This window comes from Methylobacterium sp. W2 (assembly GCF_020662345.1).
GTDB lineage: Bacteria > Pseudomonadota > Alphaproteobacteria > Rhizobiales > Beijerinckiaceae > Methylobacterium.
This window is the reverse complement of record NZ_VMOA01000020.1, coordinates 1-18,517: the sequence shown is the minus strand read 5'-3', so window position 1 is coordinate 18,517 and position 18,517 is coordinate 1. Positions and strand designations below refer to the sequence as shown.

Here is an 18,517-nt window from a genome sequence, read left to right as displayed (position 1 = left end):
TGAATCCTCAGGCGCCGGCTTCGGTGGCCACGAGTTGCCAGTTCGGGTCGCGGCTGCCGAGCGTGCGCGCGAAGGTCCACACGTCCGGCACCTCGGCCACGGCCTCGGCATTGCCGTCGATGACCTGGCCTTCGGCGTTGCGGGTCGCGGTGATGAGGTGGGAGAGGAACCGCACGGTCACCTGCGCCACCTTGTTGCGGACGTCCACCGCGACGATCTCGGCCTTGTCGAGGGAGACGAAAGTGGTCTCAACCGTCTCGCGGCGCGATTCGCGGGCGGTGATCTCGCGCTCGAACCCTTCGCAGACCTCCCGCGAAAGCAAGCTGCGCAGGGTCTTGCGGTCGCCCTTGGCGAAGGCGATGACGATGGCTTCATAGGCGCCCTTGGCGCCTTCGACGAAGGCGCGGGGGTCGAAGCTCGGCTCCGCCTGGACGACGGCTTCAAGGCCATGGGCGACGGCCGAGCCGGGCTCGGCAATGCCGCGCCAATCGCGGACCTCGGCGACGGCGGCGGGCGCCGAATCAGTCTGGGGCTGGGCACGGTCCGCACCCGGCAGGCGCACCACGTTGTCGCCGTCCGACCGCGCCGGAGGCGCCGGGTTGCGGCTCCGGTCCACTGGTTTGAACGGCGAGCGCTCGGCTCCGGTCTTCTGCCCGAGCACCGACCGGAGCCGCCAGATGACGAACACCGCGAGCGCCAGGAAGATCAGGGTCGTCAAATCGAAGGAATCCTGCATCACCGATCCGATCGTGGCCGTCGCACGACATGTGTGTTCGAGGGGGCTCCCGAAAATCCCGCCGCTACGCCCTTTATCGGAGCGCCGCGCAAGGATCGAGCCGGAGAATCCAAGGATCCCGCCCTGGATGAGGAGGACGCGACCCACGAGCTCAGTCCGCATATGGGACTCGCCGCGCGCCGTATCCAGGCACGGAGGAGCCATGCCGGAGGGTTCAGGGTCAAGAGCGGATCGCGGAGTCCGGAGACGGCTTCGCTTCATAGGTCGAACTCCCGGCGCTCCCGCTGCGTCCGCTCCCGCCGCTCGTCTTGTCCGAGGTGGCCCGTCGTGTTAGCGCGCTGTCGCTCGGACCCGGCCCTGCGACGATCAGACGTTACGCTGCGCAGTGGATCGCCGAGGTGCGCCGAAAGACCCCGCGAAAGAGGACGAGAACGCCATGGCCGATACCCCGGCACCGAACGGCAACGGCGCGGCTCCCGCCGAAGACCAGTCGCCCGCCATCAACGCCCTGGCGCAATACGCCAAGGATCTCTCCTTCGAGAACCCGAACGCGCCGCGCTCGCTCCAGCCGCAGGAAAGCGGCCCGCAGATCAACATTCAGGTCAACGTCAACGCCAAGCAGCTGGCCGAGGCCGATTTCGAGGTCGAACTGACCCTGGAAGGCGATGCCAAGATCAACAACGAGGTGCTGTTCGCCTTCGAGCTGAACTATGCCGGCATCTTCCGCATGCGCAACATCCCGCAGGACCAGCTCCACCCGGCCGTGATGATCGAGTGCCCGCGCCTGCTCTTCCCCTTCGCGCGCCAGATCATCGCCGAGGCCGTGCGCAACGGTGGCTTCCCGCCCCTGTATATCGACCCGATCGATTTCGTCGGCCTCTACCGCCAGAAGGCCTTCGAGGCCCAGAACCAGCAGGCCGGCGAGACCGGACCGCTGGCTTCCTGATTCGGCCAGACATCGCTAAGGATCGAACCATGTTCGATCTCGGAAACGCCTCGGCCGCTTTTCGCGCGCCGGGGCGTTTTTGTCTCGAGATGCAAGCCGCGTGTTGCACGTGAAAACAGCCGCGCTTGGGCTGCGGCGCCGCGCCCCGGAACCGCCTCCCGGCGCGGAGGTTGCCCGGCCACGCAGCAGGGAGCGCTTCACCGATGGCCCGAGACGACAAGCGTACGCTCACCGTGAGCGAACCCCGCACGGTGCCCTGGCTTGGCATCGTCTTCGGCTACGGCCCGATGCTGCCCTTCGCCGTCGGCGCGGCACTGGCCTGGTGGCGGCGCGACGATCTCGGAGATGCGATCCTTTACCTCACCATCCTGTGGGGCTGCGCCATCCTGCTCTTCCTGTCGGGGGTACGGCGCGGCGTCAGCTTCCGCACCGAAGGCGGCCCAACCTTCATCCAGATCGCCACCATGCTCGGCCTGTTCGGCCTCGGGTTTATCGCCCTGGTCTCGGCATCCCTCGGCCTGACGGTGGTGGCCCTCGCCCTCCTGATCGCCGGCTTCACCACCGTGGCGATCCTCGATCCCATCGCCGCTCGCACCGGGGAAGCCCCGCTCTTCTTCGCGCGCCTGCGCCCGACGCAGATCCCCATTGCTATCCTCAGCCTGTGCGCCCTGCTGGCCCTGAAAGTCTGACGACATCGCCCTATGGCCGACTGCGCTTGCCGCTCGAGAGCGCGCGGGATAGAGCCCGGCTGACATCGACAGACCGAACGCAAAGCGAAGACACCATGGCCAAGGCCGAATCCAAGAAGGCCGATCCCGCGAAGGCCGACACGTTGAAGGCGCGCCTGCCGCGCGGCTTCGTCGACCGCCGCGCCGACGAGATCGCGGCGCAACACCGGATGCTGGAGACGATCCGCCAGAGCTTCGAGCTCTACGGATTCGAGGCGCTGGAGACCCCCTTCGTCGAATACACCGAGTCCCTCGGCAAGTTCCTGCCCGATCTTGACCGCCCCAACGAGGGCGTGTTCTCGTTCCAGGACGACGACGAATCCTGGCTCAGCCTGCGCTACGACCTCACCGCGCCGCTCGCCCGGCACGTGGCCGAGCATTTCGACGCGATCCCCAAACCCTATCGCAGTTTCCGCGCCGGCTACGTCTTCCGCAACGAGAAGCCGGGCCCGGGCCGTTTCCGCCAGTTCATGCAATGCGATGCCGACATTGTCGGCGCCGGCTCCGTCGCGGCAGATGCCGAGATCTGCATGCTGATGGCCGACACGCTGGAGAAGCTCGGTCTCTCCGGCCAGTACGTCATCAAGGTCAACAACCGGAAAGTGCTCGACGGTGTCATGGAGGCGATCGGCCTCTCGGGCGAGGACAAGGCCGGCCAGCGCCTCACCGTGCTGCGCGCCATCGACAAGCTCGACCGCCTCGGCGTCGAGGGCGTGCGCCAGCTCCTCGGCGAGGGCCGGAAGGACGAGAGCGGTGACTTCGCGAAGGGCGCGGGACTCGCGCCCGATGCCATCGAACGCATCCTGGCCTATGTGTCGTTCCAGGCCGCCCCCGACGCCGAGGGCGACCGGATGGCTTTCTGGGAGCAGTTCTTCGGCTCGTGGAGCGATGTCGTCGGTTCGTCCGAGACGGGCCGCGAAGGCATCGCCGAACTGCATGCGATCATGCGGCTCTGCGCGGCGGCGGGCTATGGCCACGACCGCATCCGAGCCGATCCCTCGGTGGTACGGGGCCTCGAATACTATACCGGCCCTGTCTACGAGGCCGAGCTGACCTTCCCCGTCACCAACGAGGACGGCCAGACCGTGCGCTTCGGATCGGTGGCGGGCGGCGGCCGCTATGACGGCCTCGTCGGCCGTTTTCGTGCCGAGCCGGTGCCGGCGACTGGCTTCTCCATCGGCGTGTCGCGCCTGTTCTCCGCGCTGCAACTGACCGGCAGCCCGCTCCTCGAGGGCACCGCGAAGCCCGGTCCGGTGGTGGTGCTGGTCCTCGACCGCGACAACATCGCCGATTACCAGCGTCTGGTGGCGCGCCTGCGCGAGGCCGGCATCCGCGCCGAACTCTATCTCGGCGGCTCCGGCATGAAGGCGCAGATGAAATACGCCGACAGGCGCGGCTCACCCTGCGCCATCATTCAGGGCTCGAACGAGCGTGAGGCCGGCGAAGTTCAGGTCAAGGACCTGATCGAAGGCGCCAAGGCGGCGGGCGCCATCGCCAGCAACGCCGAATGGAAAGCCGCCCGCCCGGCGCAGTTCTCCGTCAAGGAAGACGAGATGGTCGAGCGCGTCCGCGAGGTGCTGGCGCGGCATTTCTGAGACCGGCGGATTCGCCTGCTCCTTGCGCTGGGACCCGGCGCAGGAATGGCCGCATCAGCAGCTCCATTCGACCTCGCCACCGTCGGCACGACCGTTGCCAGGACCGGTCACGTCCTGCATTCAGGGCGGGTGACAGCCTTTAGGGCTTCGGGGAGAGTGGGAATGAGGCGCTGTGTTCGAATTCTGCCGGGTCTGGCACTGAGTCTCATGGCCGGTCCTGCCCTCGCCCATACCGGGCAGGGCGATGCGTCGGGCCTCACCCATGGGTTCCTGCACCCGCTGACCGGTCTCGATCACATGCTCGCCATGGTGGCGGTGGGCCTCCTCGCCGCGCAGGTCGGTGGCCGGGCGATACTCCTCGTCCCGCTGTCGTTCATCGGCATGATGGTTCTGGGCGGCGCCCTCGGCGCGGCCGGCGTGGCGCTTCCGCATGTGGAGACCGCCATCGCCCTGTCCGTCGCCGTGCTTGGTGCCGCCGTCGCCCTGCGCCTGACGATGCCGGTGGCGGCAGCCATGGCCCTCGTGGGCATCTTCGCGGTGTTCCACGGCCACGCCCACGGCTCCGAGATGCCGGAGGCGGCCTCTGGCCTCGCCTATGGCGCCGGCTTCGTCGCCGCCACCGCCCTCCTTCACGCCGCGGGCCTCGCTCTCGGCCTCGGCATGGGCCGTCTCGGCGAGGGCAATGGGCGTCCCGCTTTGCGGGTTGCCGGCGCCGCTTTTGCCGCCGCCGGCCTCGGCCTCCTGGCCGGCGCTTTCTGAAGCCGAGGCCCTACAGCGTTCGTGCCAGGGCTTCGGCCTCGGCGCGGGCCCGATCGCGGGATTGCCGGTCGAGATCGGCTCCCATCAGACCCTTCTCCACTGCGATCTGGTGGACGTCGGTGACGCCGACCATGCGCAGCCAGGTCGCCATGTAGGTCGATTGGTGGTCGTAGATCTCGGCCGGGAAGTCCTCGCCGATGGCGACGCCCCGCGCATTGACGACGACGGCCGTCGCCTCGAGCATCCCGTTCTGGCCGCGCTTGTCGAAGGTGAAGAGCAGATCCTTCTGAGAGACCAGATCGAACAGGTGCTTGAGCTTGTAGGGGATGGTGTAGTTCCACATCGGCACCGCGAACAGGATCAGATCGGCGGCCTGGAACCTGGCCGCAAGCGCTCGGATCGCGACCCAGGCCTCCTCCTGAGCCGGGCTCAAGGCGTCGCCCGCCAGTGCCGCGTACTTGCCGGCCAGCGCCTCTCCGTCGAAATCCGGAAGCGACGTGGTCCAGACGTCGAGGACGTCCACCGTGCCCTCAGGATGCGTCTCACCCCAGGCATCGAGGAAGGCGCGGGCGACTTCGATCGACGCCGAGCGCTCCTTGCGCGGTGACGCTTCGACGTAGAGCAGGTGGGGCATGCGGAGGGCTCCAATGGCTGTGAGGAGGGGGATGTATCGCGCATCACGCTCCGGCCCAGGGTCGAGCCGCTTTTCCGGATGATCCGCCGAGCCATCGCATTCCCGCGGCAGATGACCCATTTCAACGGAACATCGTCATTTGCAGGACAGGCCGATGCAGTTCACCGGACTTCATCATCTCACCGCCATCACGGCGAAAGCCGCCGACAACGCGGCCTTTTACACGCAGATTCTCGGGCTGAGGCTCGTGAAGAAGACGGTGAACCAGGACGACGTCTCAGCCTACCACCTGTTCTACGCCGACGGCATCGCCGCGCCCGGCACCGACATGACCTTCTTCGACTGGCCGGCGCCGCCCGAGCGCCGCGGCACTGACAGCATCGTTCGAACGGCGTTCCGCGTCTCGGGAGAGGGTACGATCGCCTGGTGGCACGCGTATCTCGCACGCCACGGCGTGACGCATGGGGAGCCAGTCCTGCGCGACGGTCGCCTCACCCTGGATTTCGAGGATGCGGAGGGCCAGCGCCTGATGCTGGTGGATGATGGCGGTGCCGGAGACGCCCATCCCTGGCCCGCTAGCCCGGTGCCGGTGGAGCGCCAGATCCGGGGCCTGGGACCGATCCGCCTCAGCGTCGCGCGGATCGGAGCAACGGAGGCCGTGCTCGCCGAGGTACTCGGCATGAGCCACGCCCGGAGCTATGACGTGCCGGAGGGCGAGGTTCGCGTCTGGCAGATGGGGGAGGGGGGCGCGGGGGCCGAGCTTCACCTCCTGGCCGAACCCGGCCTGCCGCCCGCGCGGCAGGGAGCGGGGGCGGTCCACCACGTCGCCTTCCGCATCCCCGATGCGGATTACGTCAGTTGGGCCGACCGGCTGAAGCAGCGCCGCATGCCCTCCAGCGGGCCGGTGGACCGCTACTACTTCCGCAGTCTGTACTTTCGCGAACCCAACGGCATCCTGTTCGAGATCGCCACCGACGGTCCGGGCTTCACAGCCGACGAGCCACTAGAGACCTTGGGCGAGCGCTTGTCCCTGCCGCCCTTCCTCGAAGGCCGCCGCGCCGAGATCGAAGCGGGGCTGAAGCCCTTGTGATCGCAAGGCCACAGACAAGGCGGGTTTCGCATGACGACGAGCGCTGACCCGGATTGCCTGCTCGAGAGGAGTGGCCGCGGCCGAGCGGCTGATGGAACCGGTGGCGGGCACCGGTCGCTCGGACCTGCTTCACCTGCCTCGGTGGCGCGGACCTGCTCTAGCGAAGCGATGAATCGGCCATCCGCCGCGCCCGCTGCATCATAGTGACAAGCATCGCCCCGATCGGCGATGATCCCCGCGTCTGCATGCAGCCTCCGGCAGGCTGATCGCACCGCCTCCGTCGGTGATCGTGGTTGCTCCCAGACAACTAGACCACGCAGGGATCAGATCTTCCTCTCTTGAGAGGGGCTGATTCTGACGTGGGTGGAGCCGGGATCCAGACAGGAAAACGACCGGACCGGTATTTAGCCTAACTTATCTGAACAACTATTATGAAATACAGTTTTCATTAGAGATTGTTTTCCATTAACGAATATTTAGTTTGTATTCGTGATAATGGACAGCGGAGGAAAACCTCCCGTCGGCAAGAGCAGTGAAAAGGCCCCGACATTCTTCCGTCCCATCGAAATTCAGGCTGAACGATGTCCAAGTTATCGATCGCAAAGAAGTTGGGGTTTTTCTCAGCCATCGGCATGTTCCTGGCGGTCGGATTGGTCGCCAACCAGTGGATGGGCAACCAATGGATCACCCAGTCGATTGAAGCCGTCAGTCGGGAGCAGACGATCCTCGACGGCATCAAGAACGCGCAGCTCGCCATGATCCAGATGCAGGTCAGCTTCCGCGATGCGCGCCTCGCCGAAACGGAGCAAGAGCATAAGAAGGCCATCGATCGGCTCGAGGCAGACTTCCTGTCCGCCCGCGAGGGCCTCAAGACGCCGATCAGCATCGCGCTGAAACCCGACGTCCTCAGGGATATCGATACCGCGATGGCGCGGTTCACGGAGCTCTCCGTCGGGGCGGCGAGCACCATCACCTTCGACCAGGGTCTCAAGAGGACCAACGACGAGACCCTGGCGTCCACCAGGGCCGAACGCATCGCCATCCGCGAGAAGGTGCTCGTGGCGATCAACCAGTCCCTCGCCAATTCACAGCATTTCACCAACGAAGCGCGCCGCTCGTCGATCGGCGCCGTGGAGAAGGCCACCCTGCTGGGCCTCGTGATTGGCTCCGTAGCGGTCCTCGTCCAGGGCGGATCGGGCCTCTTCTCCATGCTGACGGTTGCCCGCCCGATCCGTGGGATGACGGAAGCGATGAACCGGCTTGCAGCAGGTGACGTCGAAGCCGCGATCCCGGACCGGACACGCACGGACGAACTCGGTGCCATGGCGGGGGCGGTGCAGGTGTTCAAGGATGGCATGATCCGCAACCGCGTCCTCGAGATCGAAACCGAGCGCCTGCGCCTCGCCGCGGAGACGGCACGCAAGGCCGGCATGCATACCCTCGCCGACGAGTTCGAGGCGGCGGTCGGCGGGATCGTGAGCATGGTGTCCGCCGCGGCCACCGAGATGCAGGCGACCGCCTCGCAACTGACGGCCTCCGCCGAGGAGACGTCGGCGCAGTCGAGCGCGGTCCTGGCGGCCGCGGAGGAAGCCTCGGCCAACGTCACCGCCGTGGCTGGTTCGGCCGAGGAACTCGGGGCCTCGGTGGCGGAGATCGGCCGGCAGGTCGCACGTTCGGCGGAGATGACCGCCGCCGCCGTCCGCGAGGCGGAGCAGACCGCACTGGCGGTCGCGGAACTCCGCGAGGTCGCCGCCAGCATCGGCGATGTCGTGAACCTCATCTCCAACCTCGCCGGCCAGACCAACCTCCTTGCCCTCAATGCGACGATCGAGGCGGCGCGGGCCGGAGAGGCAGGCCGTGGCTTCGCGGTGGTCGCCTCGGAGGTGAAGGAACTCGCCAACCAGACCGCCAAGGCGACGACGGAAATCTCCGCGAAGATCGCGGCGATCCAGTCCTCGACCCGCCAGGCGACCAGCGCCATCGACGGGATCTCCTCGACGATCCACGGGATCGACGAGACGGCCGCCGTCATCTCCGCATCGGTCTCGCAGCAGGATGCCGCGACCCGGGAGATCGCGGGCTCGGTGGCGCAAGCCTCGATCGGGACAGGCGAGGTCAGCGCCAACATCACGGGTGTCGCCCGCGCGGCACAGGAGACCGGCGCCAGCGCCGGCCAGGTGTTCACCGCCTCGTCGGAACTGGCGCGGCAGGCCGAACGGCTGAGCTCGGAGGTGCAGAAGTTCCTCCACACGGTCCGCGCGGCCTGAGCCGAGGCCCATCGCACCCGTCCCGTCCGGGGCTGTGAGCGCCGCCCGCCTCGCGATGAGGCGGGCGGCCTGCGTCGTCACCCGGTCCCCACCCTGGCCGAACCCCCACCGTTCCCTCCCGGCGACGGTCACCGGGATGCGCGCCGAACCCCCCGTTCCGCGAGTCTTCCCGCACCGTCACGAGCCGGAATCGGCACGAGGTCACATTCCCCGTGGCAGCGATGCCTCTAAGTCAGAGCGATTCCAGACGGTTGGCGGTTTCGCTGCCTGCGCGCCTGCTATGCCTTGACGGGCGCGCCGCAGGTGCGAGAAGACCCGGCTGAAAGCCGAGATTCGCAAGCGAAGTTTGAGACGGACCCGTCGATGAGCAAGTTCAACGAGGAGCGTGTGCTGAGCGTCCACCACTGGACCGACACGCTGTTCTCCTTCCGCACGACCCGCGATCCCGCGTTCCGCTTCCGCAACGGCGAGTTCGTGATGATGGGCATCGAAGTCGAGGGCCGGCCCCTCCTTCGCGCCTACAGCGTGGTCTCGGCCAATTACGAGGAGGAACTCGAGTTCTTCTCGATCAAGGTCGAGAACGGCCCGCTCACCTCGCGGCTGCAGCACCTGAAGGTCGGCGATCCGATCATGGTCGGCAAGAAGCCCACCGGCACCCTGGTGCTCGACAACCTGATGCCGGGCAAGAACCTCTATCTCCTCGGCACCGGCACGGGTCTGGCCCCCTTCATGTCGATCATCAAGGACCCGGAGACCTACGAGCGTTTCGAGAAGGTCGTCCTCGTCCATGGCTGCCGCCAGGTCTCCGAGCTCGCCTATGGCGAGACGATCACGCAGGAACTGCCCAACCACGAGTTCCTCGGCGAGGTCATCAGCGCCGGGCTGATCTACTACCCCACCGTCACCCGCGAGCCGTTCCGCAACCGCGGCCGGATCACCGACCTGATGACCTCCGGCAAGCTGTTCGAGGATATCGACCTGCCGCCGATGTCGGTGGAGAACGACCGGTTCATGCTCTGCGGCTCCCCCGACATGATCCGCGACACGCGCCAGCTCCTGACGGATGGCGGCTATGTCGAGGGCAACCACGGCGAGGCCGGCCACTACGTCATCGAGAAGGCCTTCGTCGAGAAGTGAGCGCACGTGCCCGCGCCGTCTTCGTTGCCGGCGCCGGGACCGAGATCGGCAAGACCTACGTCACCGCCTCCCTGACGCGCGCCCTGCGCCGACGGGGAAGCACGGTCTCGACCCTGAAGCCGCTGGCGAGCGGTGTCCCGCCCTTCGGCGATCCGGCGTTTGGCGAGAGCGACACGGCGATCCTTCTGGAGGCGCAGGGATTGCCGGCGACGCCCGAGACGGTGGAGGCCTGCTCGCCCTGGCGCTTTCTCGCGCCGCTCAGCCCCGATCTCGCAGCCGCGCGCGAAGGGCGGACCCTGCGCCTGTCCGACCTCGTCGGCTGGTGCGAGGCCAGGCTCCAGGGGGCAGACCCGGAGACGATCCTCGTCTTTGAGGGCGTCGGCGGCCTGATGAGCCCGGTGACGGCGGAGGCCACCGGTCTCGACTGGCTCAAGGCCCTGGCCCTGCCGACCATCCTCGTCTCCGGCAGCTATCTCGGGGCGATCAGCCACGCCCTCACCGCGGCGGAAACCCTGCGCTGTCATGGCCAGACCCTGCTCGGTGTCGTCGTCTGCGAAAGTCTCGGGGCGCCGACCTCGCCCGAGACGGTCGCCGCCGCCATCGCCCGCCATGTGCCGGCTCCGGTCGTCTGCATCGCCCGCGACGGCGAATGCCCGGAGGCCCTGGCGCGGCTGGTCTAGGCCTTACGACAGGATGCAGCGAGAGTAGCCTCGATGACGAAGTCGGTCATCGGCGTCTCGGGAAAGTCCGTCATTCCCGCCGATCGTGATGTTCGGATAAGGCGTTCATCGCCAATATGTTGTGCGGGTTTCGATCTCAGGTTTGCCGATCTGGCAAGCGAGCGGACAGGCGTCCTCAATGCGAGGAGGTGCACGGTTTCCTCACCTCATCCGTTACAAATGAAATCCGTCCCTGGACGGCGGACCCGCCACTGCTAGGTTCGGTCATGCGGCGATCCGAACGCATCCGGGCTGCCCGCGAAAGGAAACGCCCCTTTGGCCCAACACGCATCCGCCCATGGGGCTTCGGCGGAGAGCGCAGGTTCGACGAGCGCGGATCCTCCGCGCGCCGGCCTGCCCCTTCTCCTTGGGGCGCTCGGCATCGTCTATGGCGATATCGGCACCAGCCCGCTCTACGCCTTCAAGGAAGCCGTGCGGGCGGCCTCCGGCGGCGGCCCGCCCCAGGCCATCGCCGTGGTCGGCGCGGTGTCGCTGATCTTCTGGGCCCTGATCCTCATCGTCTCGCTGAAATACGCGGTGCTGATCCTGCGCGCCGACAACCGGGGCGAGGGCGGCATCGTCGCCATGCTGGCGCTCCTCGGCGCCCGCCATGCCAAGCCCGGCACGCGACAAGCCGCACTGCTCGTGGTCGGCCTCGTCGGCGCGGCCCTGCTCTACGGTGACGGTGCGATCACCCCGGCGATCTCGGTGCTGAGCGCGGTGGAGGGCCTCAAGGTGGCGGCCCCCGGGCTCGATCATCTCGTCCTGCCGATCACGATCGCGATCCTGATCGGACTGTTCCTGGTGCAGAGCAAGGGTGTCGCCTTCATCGGCCGCATCTTCGGCCCGGTGATGGTGGTGTGGTTCATCGTTCTGGCGCTCCTGGGCCTCGGCGGCATCTGGCATGCGCCGCAGATCCTCGGCGCCCTCAACCCCTGGCGCGCGGTGGATTTCCTCGTCCATGCCGGCTGGCATGTGAGCTTCGCCATGCTCGGCGCGGCCTTCCTCGCGGTCACCGGCGGCGAGGCGATGTATGCCGATCTCGGCCATTTCGGCGCGAGGCCCATCCGCCTCGCCTGGTTCGGCCTCGTGCTGCCGGCCCTCGTCATCCACTATTTCGGCCAGGGCGGCCTGCTGCTGGTCTCGCCCGACGCCATCGAGAACCCGTTCTACCGCCTCAGCCCGGACTGGGCCTACTACCCCCTGATCGCTCTCGCGACGCTGGCCACGGTCATCGCCTCGCAGGCCATCGTCTCGGGCGTGTTCTCGCTCACCCAGCAATCGATCCAGCTCGGCTTCCTGCCGCCGATGCGGGTGATCCACACGGCGCGCGAGGAGCGCGGCCAGATCTACGTGCCGGTGATCAACTGGCTGATGGCGGCCGCGACCCTGACCGCCGTCCTCACCTTCGGCTCGTCGGACAGGCTGGCCGGCGCCTACGGCATCGCCGTCTCGTCGCTCATGGCGATCACCACCCTGCTCGCCGCCCTGGTGGCGCTGAAATGGGGCTACAACCCCATCGCGGTCTTCGCCGTCAACGGCTTCTTCCTCGCCATCGACCTCGTCTTCCTTGGCGCCAACAGCGTGAAGCTGTTCGAGGGCGGCTGGTTTCCCCTGGTGCTGGCCGGCTTCGTCGCCTTCCTGATGCTCACCTGGCGCAAGGGGAACCTGCTGGTGGAGGAGGCCCGAACGACCCTGCGGCAGCCCGAGGCGGAGTTCATCGCGCAGTTGCGCCGCGAGCCCCCGATCATTCTGCCGGGCAATGCCGCCTTCCTATCCTCGGCGACAAGCGGCATTCCGCTCCACCTGTCGCGCTTCGTCGAGCGCAGCCACGCCCTTCACAAGCGCATCCTCCTCGTCACCGCGCTCTACGAGGAGGCGCCGAGCGTGCCGCAGACCGAGCGCGCCGAGGTGACCGAGATTACCCCGGACATCTTTCGCCTCGTCCTGCATTACGGCTTCATGGAGGACGCCTCGATCCCCGATGGCCTGCGATGCGCCGTCGAGTGCGGCACGCTGCCGAAGGCGTTCCTCGACGACCTGACCATCTTCATCGGCCACGAGACCATCATCCCGAAGAGCGACGACCGGGGCATGGCGACGTGGCGCGAGACCATCTTCGCCTTCCTCCTGCGCAACGCCGAGGCCACCGGCGCGCAGTTCTGCATCCCCACCCGGCAACTCGTGGAGGTGGGCACCGAAATCGAGATCTGACTATTCGGCGTCCGGGCTGCGCGGCATCCGCGCGGCCACGCATTCGCGCATGGCATCCTCGATCCTGGCGGCCTTGGCGTTGCCGTAGACGGCCACGTCGTCGATGCATTTCAGGAAGTAGCCGGCGGTGAAGCTCTCGCTGATGCCGTTGAACGACTTGCCGAGACGCGACGCGATCTGCATGCGGTCCACGGCCGTGCCCTTGCTCCATTCCGTGAGCGGGTCGTTCATCGACAGGGCCTGTGCCGGGGCGGAGGCCAGGAGCGTCGTCGCCACGAGGACGGCACGGGCAGCTTTCTTGTCGATCATCTCGCATCCTCCCACCGATCGCGCCGACTGATCCGTTATTCCTTCGACACCGGCTTTCCGGGGATAGCGAAATCTTCTCTTTCAGGCAATAATATTAAGTCATCGCCACGTAGTGTGGCATTTTTCATCATAAGTACTTATTATGTAATCTATCATCCGTCTTTGATATTCTCCTCCCGTGCGGATTGTTGCTGGAGCGTCGCCGCCGATCCGGTCCTTCCCGCGCCGTCCTTACGCAAGTTACGCCGGTCACCCTTGCATCCGGCCTCCCGGCACCGCACAGACCGGACGGCGTTCTTCTCATCTATCCAGCCGGTCGCAGGACCATCTTCCATGACCGATGTCTCGCCCGCCCTGGCCTTGCGTCTGCGTCAGCAGGCCCTGCTCTCGGATTTCGGCGTCGAGGCTCTGCGTGCCACCGAGTTGCTGCCCCTGCTGCATCGCGCCGTCGAGTTGTGCGCGGAAGGCATGAAGGCCGAGTTCTGCAAGGCGCTGGAATACTGCGCGGAGCGGGATTGCCTGATGATCTGCGCCGGTGTGGGCTGGAAGGACGATGTCGTCGGCAAGGCCATCGTAGGGGCCGATCTCGCGTCCCCGGCGGGCTTCGCCCTCAAGACCGGCCAGCCGGTGATCTCCAATCACCTTCAGGTGGAAACCCGGTTTCGCACGCCGCAGATCATGGCCGACCACGGCATCAAGCGGGCCATCAATGTGCTCATCGCCAACCGCGACGGGAATTACGGCGTGCTCGAAGTGGACGACACCCGCGAGGGCAAGTTCGAGGAGGCGGACATCGCCTTCATGCAGGGCTTCGCCAATCTCCTCGGCGGCGCCATTGAGCGCCAGCGCGGCGAGGCGCGGCTGAAAGCGGCGCTGGAACGGCAGGACCTTCTGTCCCGCGAGATGAGCCATCGGGTCAAGAACAGCCTCGCGGTGGTCGCCGGGTTCCTGGCCCTGCAGGCTCGTGGCTCGGACGACGAGAAAGTGAAGGAAGCCCTCGCCGATGCGCGCACCCGTGTCGAGGCCGTGGCCGCGGTTCACGATCAGCTCTGGCGCCAGCCGACCCTCGGCGCCATCGACGTCTCCGGCTTCCTTGAAGCGCTCTGTAGCAACCTCCAGGACAACGCCCGGCGCCATGTCATCCGCTGTGAGGCGGCGCGCCTCGATATCCCGGCCGATCTCGCGATTCCGCTCGGGCTCTTCGTCAACGAGCTCGTCACCAACGCGATCAAATACGCCTATCCCGACGGCGAGGGCGAAATTCGGGTCACCGCCCGTCCGCATGAGGAGGGGGGCCTCGTCATCGGCGTCGCCGATGACGGCGTCGGCCTGCCGGACGGGTTCGACCCGACCCAGGCCCGGAGCGCGAGCCTCGGCATGCGCATCATCAACAATCTCGGCCGCCAGCTCGGCGGCCCGCTCACCGTGGCGCCCGTCGTGAAGGGCGCGCATTTCTCGCTGAGGATGCTCCTGCCCACATAGTGGAACGCGAACGACACCCGTCCACTAAGCAGGTTCGCGTAGGCAAGCCAACGCTTCACCCCGCTTAGCTCTTTGTTGTGTCGCAGGTTTTAATCGCAGAACCGGGGGCCACTTCTGCGGAACCTGCTTAGAAGCGCCGTCACGATGGATCGTGACGGGCCATGAGAGGCAAGGCCGTCCCCGGAGCTGTTTCCGAGGACGTCTTTCCCAGTGCGGGCGGGAATGCCCCCGCTTTTAAGCCAGGCCGAGTTTCTGGGCGAGGCCGATGCGCTGGAGCTTGCCGGTGGCGCCCTTCGGGATCTCCTCGAGGAAGATGATCTTGGCCGGCACCTTGAACGGGGCGAGGCGCTCGGAGGCGAAGCTCCGCAGGTCCTTCTCCGACAGGGCGTCGTGGCCCTCGCGCAGGACGATGGCCGCCACAACGTCCTCACCGAGCTTGTCGTGCGGCATCGCGAAGGTGATGCATTGGGACACCGCCGGATGATCCATCAGGATCTCGTCCACCTCGCGCGGGGAGATCTTCTCGCCGCCGCGGTTGATGATCTCCTTCAGGCGTCCGGTGATCGAGAGGTAGCCCTCCGGGGTCAGCGTGCCCTGGTCGCCGGTGCGGAACCAGCCCTGCTTGGTGAAGGCTTCGGCATTGGCCTTCTCGTTGTTCTCGTAGCCGGTCATCACGTTGTCGCCGCGGATGACGATCTCGCCGGTCTCGCCGGTGGGCAGGGGCTCGCCGTCATGGTCGACGATGGCGATCTCGGGGCCGGCGGCGATGCCCACCGAGCCGGCATAATGCGGCCGGGGCGGCAGCGGGTTCGAGGCCATCTGGTGGGCGGCCTCGGTCATACCGTAGGCTTCCAACAGCGGTGCGCCGAACACCTCCTCGATCTCCTTCATCACCTGCGGCGGCATGGAGGACGAGGAGGAGCGGATGAAGCGCAGAGGATTGGCCGCGATGACCTCCTTGTTGCGGGCCGCGCGGCCGAGGATCGCCTGATGCATCGTCGGCACCGCCGTGTACCACGTCGGGCGGACCTCCCCCATCCAGCCGAAGAACTTCAGAGCGTTGAAGCCTGGCGTGCAGCAGACCTGCCCGCCCGCCGAGAGCGGCGCCAGGATGCCGGCGATGAGGCCGTGGATATGGAACAGCGGCATGATGTTGAGGCCGCGATCCTCGGCCGTAAAGGCGAGGGTGGTGCGGATGTTGCGGGCCGAGGCGCAGACGTTCGACTGCTTCAGCGGCACGATCTTCGGGCGTGACGTTGTGCCGGAGGTGTGGAGGACGAGGCCAATATCGTCGGGATGGGCCGGGCCGCCCTGGGCCGCCGGCGTGGCATCGGAGGCGGCAAAAGCGAGGGTGAAGCTGCCCGCGCCCTGCTCGGGCGTCGGCGTCAGGCGCACCACCGGCACGCCGAGCTTCTCGGCCACCGCCACCGCCGGGCTCTGCGAGCCCTCTGCCGCCACCAGCAGCTTGGCGTTGAGGTCGGTCAGGTAGAACTCGAATTCGTCCGCCTTGTAGGCGGGGTTCAGGGGCGCCGAGGTGGTGCCCGCCGCGATGGCGATGAAGGCGGCGGCCATTTCAGGCCCGTTGTCGAGGACGATGGCGACCCGGTCGCCACGGCCGATCCCCTGCGCGTTGAGAGCCGCGATGGTGCTGTCCGTGAGCGCCCGCAGGGCGCCGAAGGTCAGCGGAACCCCGCCGGGGCTCGACAGGGCATTGGCCTCGTCGGCGCCCGCCTGGATCAGCGCGTGCAAGGTGGTTGCGGTCTCGGCCATGGAAGCTGTGTCCTCATCGTCAGTTGCCTTCGGGGTGGTGAAGGCGGTCCGCCGCATGGGGAGCGGCACATGTTCACGGGGATGGGCGGTCGGTGGCGACCGCCGGGGGATCGTCGGATCAGGCCTTGGCGATGGACAGGCGTCCCTGCGCCCGTTCGAGGCTCTGCGAGAGCAGCCGCATCAGGGCGTAGACGGTGCCGATATGCGGGGTCGGGGTGTCGGTGAGGCGACCGAGTTCGATGATCGAGCCGACGAGGGCTTCGAGTTCGATCGGCCGGCCGGCCTCAACGTCCTGCAGCATCGAGGTCTTGTGCGCGCCGACCTTTTCGGCCCCGGCGATGCGCCGCTCGATCCCGAGCTTGAAGGTGATGCCGAGCTTGTTCGCGATGGCCTCCGCCTCACGCATCATGTCGGCGGCCAGCGCCCGCGTCTCCGGGAACTGGCAGATATCCACCAGGGTGGCGTGGGCCAGGGCTGAGATCGGGTTGAAGCTGAGATTGCCCCAGAGCTTGAGCCAGATCTCGGCGCGGATGTCGCTGGTGACGGGGGCGCGGAAGCCCGCCTTGATCAGGAGCTGCGCCAGAGCCTGGACCCGCGGGCTCATGGAGCCGTCGAGTTCGCCGAGACCGAAGCGGTGGCCCTCGATCACCTGGACCACGCCGGGCTCGGTGAGGACGGCGGCCGGGTAGACCACCGAGCCGATGACGTGCTTCGGGTCGAGATGCTCCGCGATGAGCCGGCCCGGATCGGCGGTTTCCAGATGCGTCCCGGCCAGTTCGCCGCCATGGCCACCCGAGAAGTACCACCACGGGATGCCGTTCTGCATGGTCACGACGATGGTGTCGGGGCCGATGAGGTGGTGGAGATCGGCGGCGATCGGCCCGACCTGATGCGCCTTCACGGTGAGCAGCACCACGTCGTGAACGCCGGCCTCCTCCATGGACTTCGTGGCCTTGAGGTTCGTCACGTGGATCTCGGAGCCGTTCTCCTCGATCAGGCGCATGCCATTGGAGCGGATGGCATCGAGATTGGCCCCGCGTGCGATGAAGGTGACGTCCTCGCCGATATTCGCGAGGCGAACCCCCAGAAATCCGCCGATGGCGCCTGCGCCGACGATCGCGATGCTCATGCTCGTGTCCTCATTGTCCGGATGCCGTGTCGTTCTGATGTGCGCGGTTCAGGAGAAGCGGTTCGACAGGATACCGATCCCTTCGATCTCCACCTCGACGGTGGCGCCCTTCGGGATCGGGCCGGAACCGTTGGAGGTGCCGCAGGCGATGACGTCGCCGGGCTCCAGCGTCATGCCCCGCGAGATCATGGCGACGATCTCGTGCGGGCGGAAGATCATGTCGGAGAGGGGATAGGTCTGGCGCTCGCGCCCGTTCACCCGCACCTTCACCGAGAGCGCCTCGGGGTCGAGGCCGGTGGCGATGGCCGGGCCGAAGGGACCGAACCCGTCCAGTCCCTTGGAGCGCGTCCATTGGGCGAAGCTCGGATCGGCCTTCAGGATTTCCAGGGCGGTCACGTCGTTCACGCAGGTATAGCCGAAGATATGGTCGGCCGCCTCGTCGGGGGTGAGGTCGCGCGCGCTCCGGCCCGCCACCTTGCCGATGACGATGCCGAGCTCACCCTCGAACAGGATGCGTCCGGCACAATCCGGCACCGCGATCTCGGCGCCGCTCGGGCGATAGGTGTTGGCCGGCTTCAAGAGGAACAGCGGGGCGACCGGAGGGGTCAGCCCCTGCTTCTCGGCCATGGCGGAGAAGTTGTTCCACAGGGCGATGACCTTGCTCGGCCGGCACGGCAGGTCGAGAACGATGTCGGCGAGGGGCAGGACCTCCCCCGTCGCCCGGGGCGCGTCGAAGAGGTCGCCCTCGTGGACAGTGACCTGTTCTCCGTCGAGGCGGCCGAAGCCGGCGCGTCCGTCGTGGGTGTATCCGATCCAGCGGGCCATGGTTCAGATGCTCCGGGCGACGACGCGGGCACGCCAGGGCTTCAGAAGCACGATGGCGAGGAGGGAAGCGAGGATGTTGGCGCCGGCCGCGACGAGGAAGACGCCGTCCCAGCTGTTGGTGGCCTGCTGGAGGTAGTTCGCCACGGGGACCAGGAGGGCCGCGGTGCCCTTGGCGGT

At 67.1% G+C, this 18,517-nt stretch carries 16 protein-coding genes and 1 pseudogene; 10 read left to right on the top strand and 7 right to left on the bottom strand.

The features are described from left to right. Nucleotides 1-7: 7 nt before the first annotated feature. A complete protein-coding gene (locus FPV16_RS12915; protein ID WP_227438664.1) occupies nucleotides 8-736 on the bottom strand; it encodes a Tim44/TimA family putative adaptor protein in 729 nt (242 codons plus the stop codon). Between the two features lie 436 nt (nucleotides 737-1,172). On the opposite strand from FPV16_RS12915, the gene secB reads away from it, so the two are divergent. From secB to FPV16_RS12895, 4 genes are all read left to right on the top strand, one after another. Further along, the gene (gene secB / locus FPV16_RS12910; RefSeq protein WP_227438662.1) at nucleotides 1,173-1,682 is read left to right on the top strand and encodes a protein-export chaperone SecB; all 510 of its coding nucleotides are present in this window, start codon (nucleotides 1,173-1,175) and stop codon (nucleotides 1,680-1,682) included. A gap of 203 nt (nucleotides 1,683-1,885) precedes the next feature. Further along, a complete protein-coding gene (locus FPV16_RS12905) occupies nucleotides 1,886-2,371 on the top strand; it encodes a DUF3429 domain-containing protein (RefSeq protein WP_227438661.1) in 486 nt (161 codons plus the stop codon). Nucleotides 2,372-2,466: 95 nt separating this feature from the next. Next, nucleotides 2,467-4,005, top strand: a complete 1,539-nt coding sequence (gene hisS / locus FPV16_RS12900; protein ID WP_227438659.1) for a histidine--tRNA ligase — start codon at nucleotides 2,467-2,469, stop codon at nucleotides 4,003-4,005. 162 nt (nucleotides 4,006-4,167) lie between these two features. Next, nucleotides 4,168-4,764, top strand: coding sequence for a HupE/UreJ family protein (locus FPV16_RS12895; RefSeq protein ID WP_227438657.1), 597 nt, complete (start codon nucleotides 4,168-4,170; stop codon nucleotides 4,762-4,764). A 10-nt stretch (nucleotides 4,765-4,774) separates the two neighbouring features. Here FPV16_RS12895 and FPV16_RS12890 read toward each other — a convergent pair whose 3' ends face one another. Continuing rightward, nucleotides 4,775-5,398, bottom strand: coding sequence for an FMN-dependent NADH-azoreductase (locus FPV16_RS12890; RefSeq protein WP_227438655.1), 624 nt, complete (start codon nucleotides 5,396-5,398; stop codon nucleotides 4,775-4,777). Nucleotides 5,399-5,552: 154 nt separating this feature from the next. Between FPV16_RS12890 and FPV16_RS12885 the strand changes: the two genes are divergently transcribed. The 5 genes from FPV16_RS12885 (at nucleotide 5,553) to FPV16_RS12865 (ending at nucleotide 12,825) form a co-directional block, all read left to right on the top strand. Further along, nucleotides 5,553-6,488, top strand: a complete 936-nt coding sequence (locus tag FPV16_RS12885) for a ring-cleaving dioxygenase (protein WP_227438654.1) — start codon at nucleotides 5,553-5,555, stop codon at nucleotides 6,486-6,488. 608 nt (nucleotides 6,489-7,096) lie between these two features. Further along, nucleotides 7,097-8,755, top strand: coding sequence for a methyl-accepting chemotaxis protein (locus FPV16_RS12880; RefSeq protein ID WP_413629284.1), 1,659 nt, complete (start codon nucleotides 7,097-7,099; stop codon nucleotides 8,753-8,755). Nucleotides 8,756-9,118: 363 nt separating this feature from the next. Beyond that, the gene (locus tag FPV16_RS12875) at nucleotides 9,119-9,892 is read left to right on the top strand and encodes a ferredoxin--NADP reductase (RefSeq protein ID WP_227438652.1); all 774 of its coding nucleotides are present in this window, start codon (nucleotides 9,119-9,121) and stop codon (nucleotides 9,890-9,892) included. Then, nucleotides 9,889-10,572, top strand: coding sequence for a dethiobiotin synthase (bioD, locus tag FPV16_RS12870; protein ID WP_227438650.1), 684 nt, complete (start codon nucleotides 9,889-9,891; stop codon nucleotides 10,570-10,572). Before FPV16_RS12875 ends, bioD begins: the two co-directional genes overlap by 4 nt. Nucleotides 10,573-10,965: 393 nt before the next feature. Next, nucleotides 10,966-12,825 carry a potassium transporter Kup gene (locus FPV16_RS12865; protein ID WP_227438767.1) on the top strand — a complete coding sequence of 620 codons (1,860 nt, stop codon included), beginning with the start codon at nucleotides 10,966-10,968 and terminating at the stop codon, nucleotides 12,823-12,825. Here the strand turns inward: FPV16_RS12865 and FPV16_RS12860 are convergent, their stop codons facing one another. Next, nucleotides 12,826-13,134, bottom strand: coding sequence for a hypothetical protein (locus FPV16_RS12860; RefSeq protein ID WP_227438648.1), 309 nt, complete (start codon nucleotides 13,132-13,134; stop codon nucleotides 12,826-12,828). It abuts the gene before it with no gap. Between the two features lie 333 nt (nucleotides 13,135-13,467). On the opposite strand from FPV16_RS12860, the gene FPV16_RS12855 reads away from it, so the two are divergent. Next, complete coding sequence (locus FPV16_RS12855; RefSeq protein WP_227438646.1) at nucleotides 13,468-14,616, top strand: sensor histidine kinase; 1,149 nt, start codon at nucleotides 13,468-13,470, stop codon at nucleotides 14,614-14,616. A 234-nt stretch (nucleotides 14,617-14,850) separates the two neighbouring features. Here FPV16_RS12855 and FPV16_RS12850 read toward each other — a convergent pair whose 3' ends face one another. From FPV16_RS12850 to FPV16_RS12835, 4 genes and pseudogenes are all read right to left on the bottom strand, one after another. Next, nucleotides 14,851-16,386: an acyl--CoA ligase gene (locus FPV16_RS12850; protein WP_227438645.1), complete on the bottom strand. Its 1,536-nt coding sequence runs from the start codon at nucleotides 16,384-16,386 to the stop codon at nucleotides 14,851-14,853. 118 nt (nucleotides 16,387-16,504) lie between these two features. Further along, on the bottom strand, nucleotides 16,505-17,515 hold the full coding sequence (locus FPV16_RS12845) for a ketopantoate reductase family protein (RefSeq protein WP_227438643.1): 1,011 nt from the start codon (nucleotides 17,513-17,515) through the stop codon (nucleotides 16,505-16,507). A 48-nt stretch (nucleotides 17,516-17,563) separates the two neighbouring features. Beyond that, a complete protein-coding gene (locus FPV16_RS12840; protein WP_227438641.1) occupies nucleotides 17,564-18,340 on the bottom strand; it encodes a fumarylacetoacetate hydrolase family protein in 777 nt (258 codons plus the stop codon). A 3-nt stretch (nucleotides 18,341-18,343) separates the two neighbouring features. Further along, nucleotides 18,344-18,517: pseudogene (locus FPV16_RS12835) on the bottom strand (oxalate/formate MFS antiporter); the annotation flags it as partial.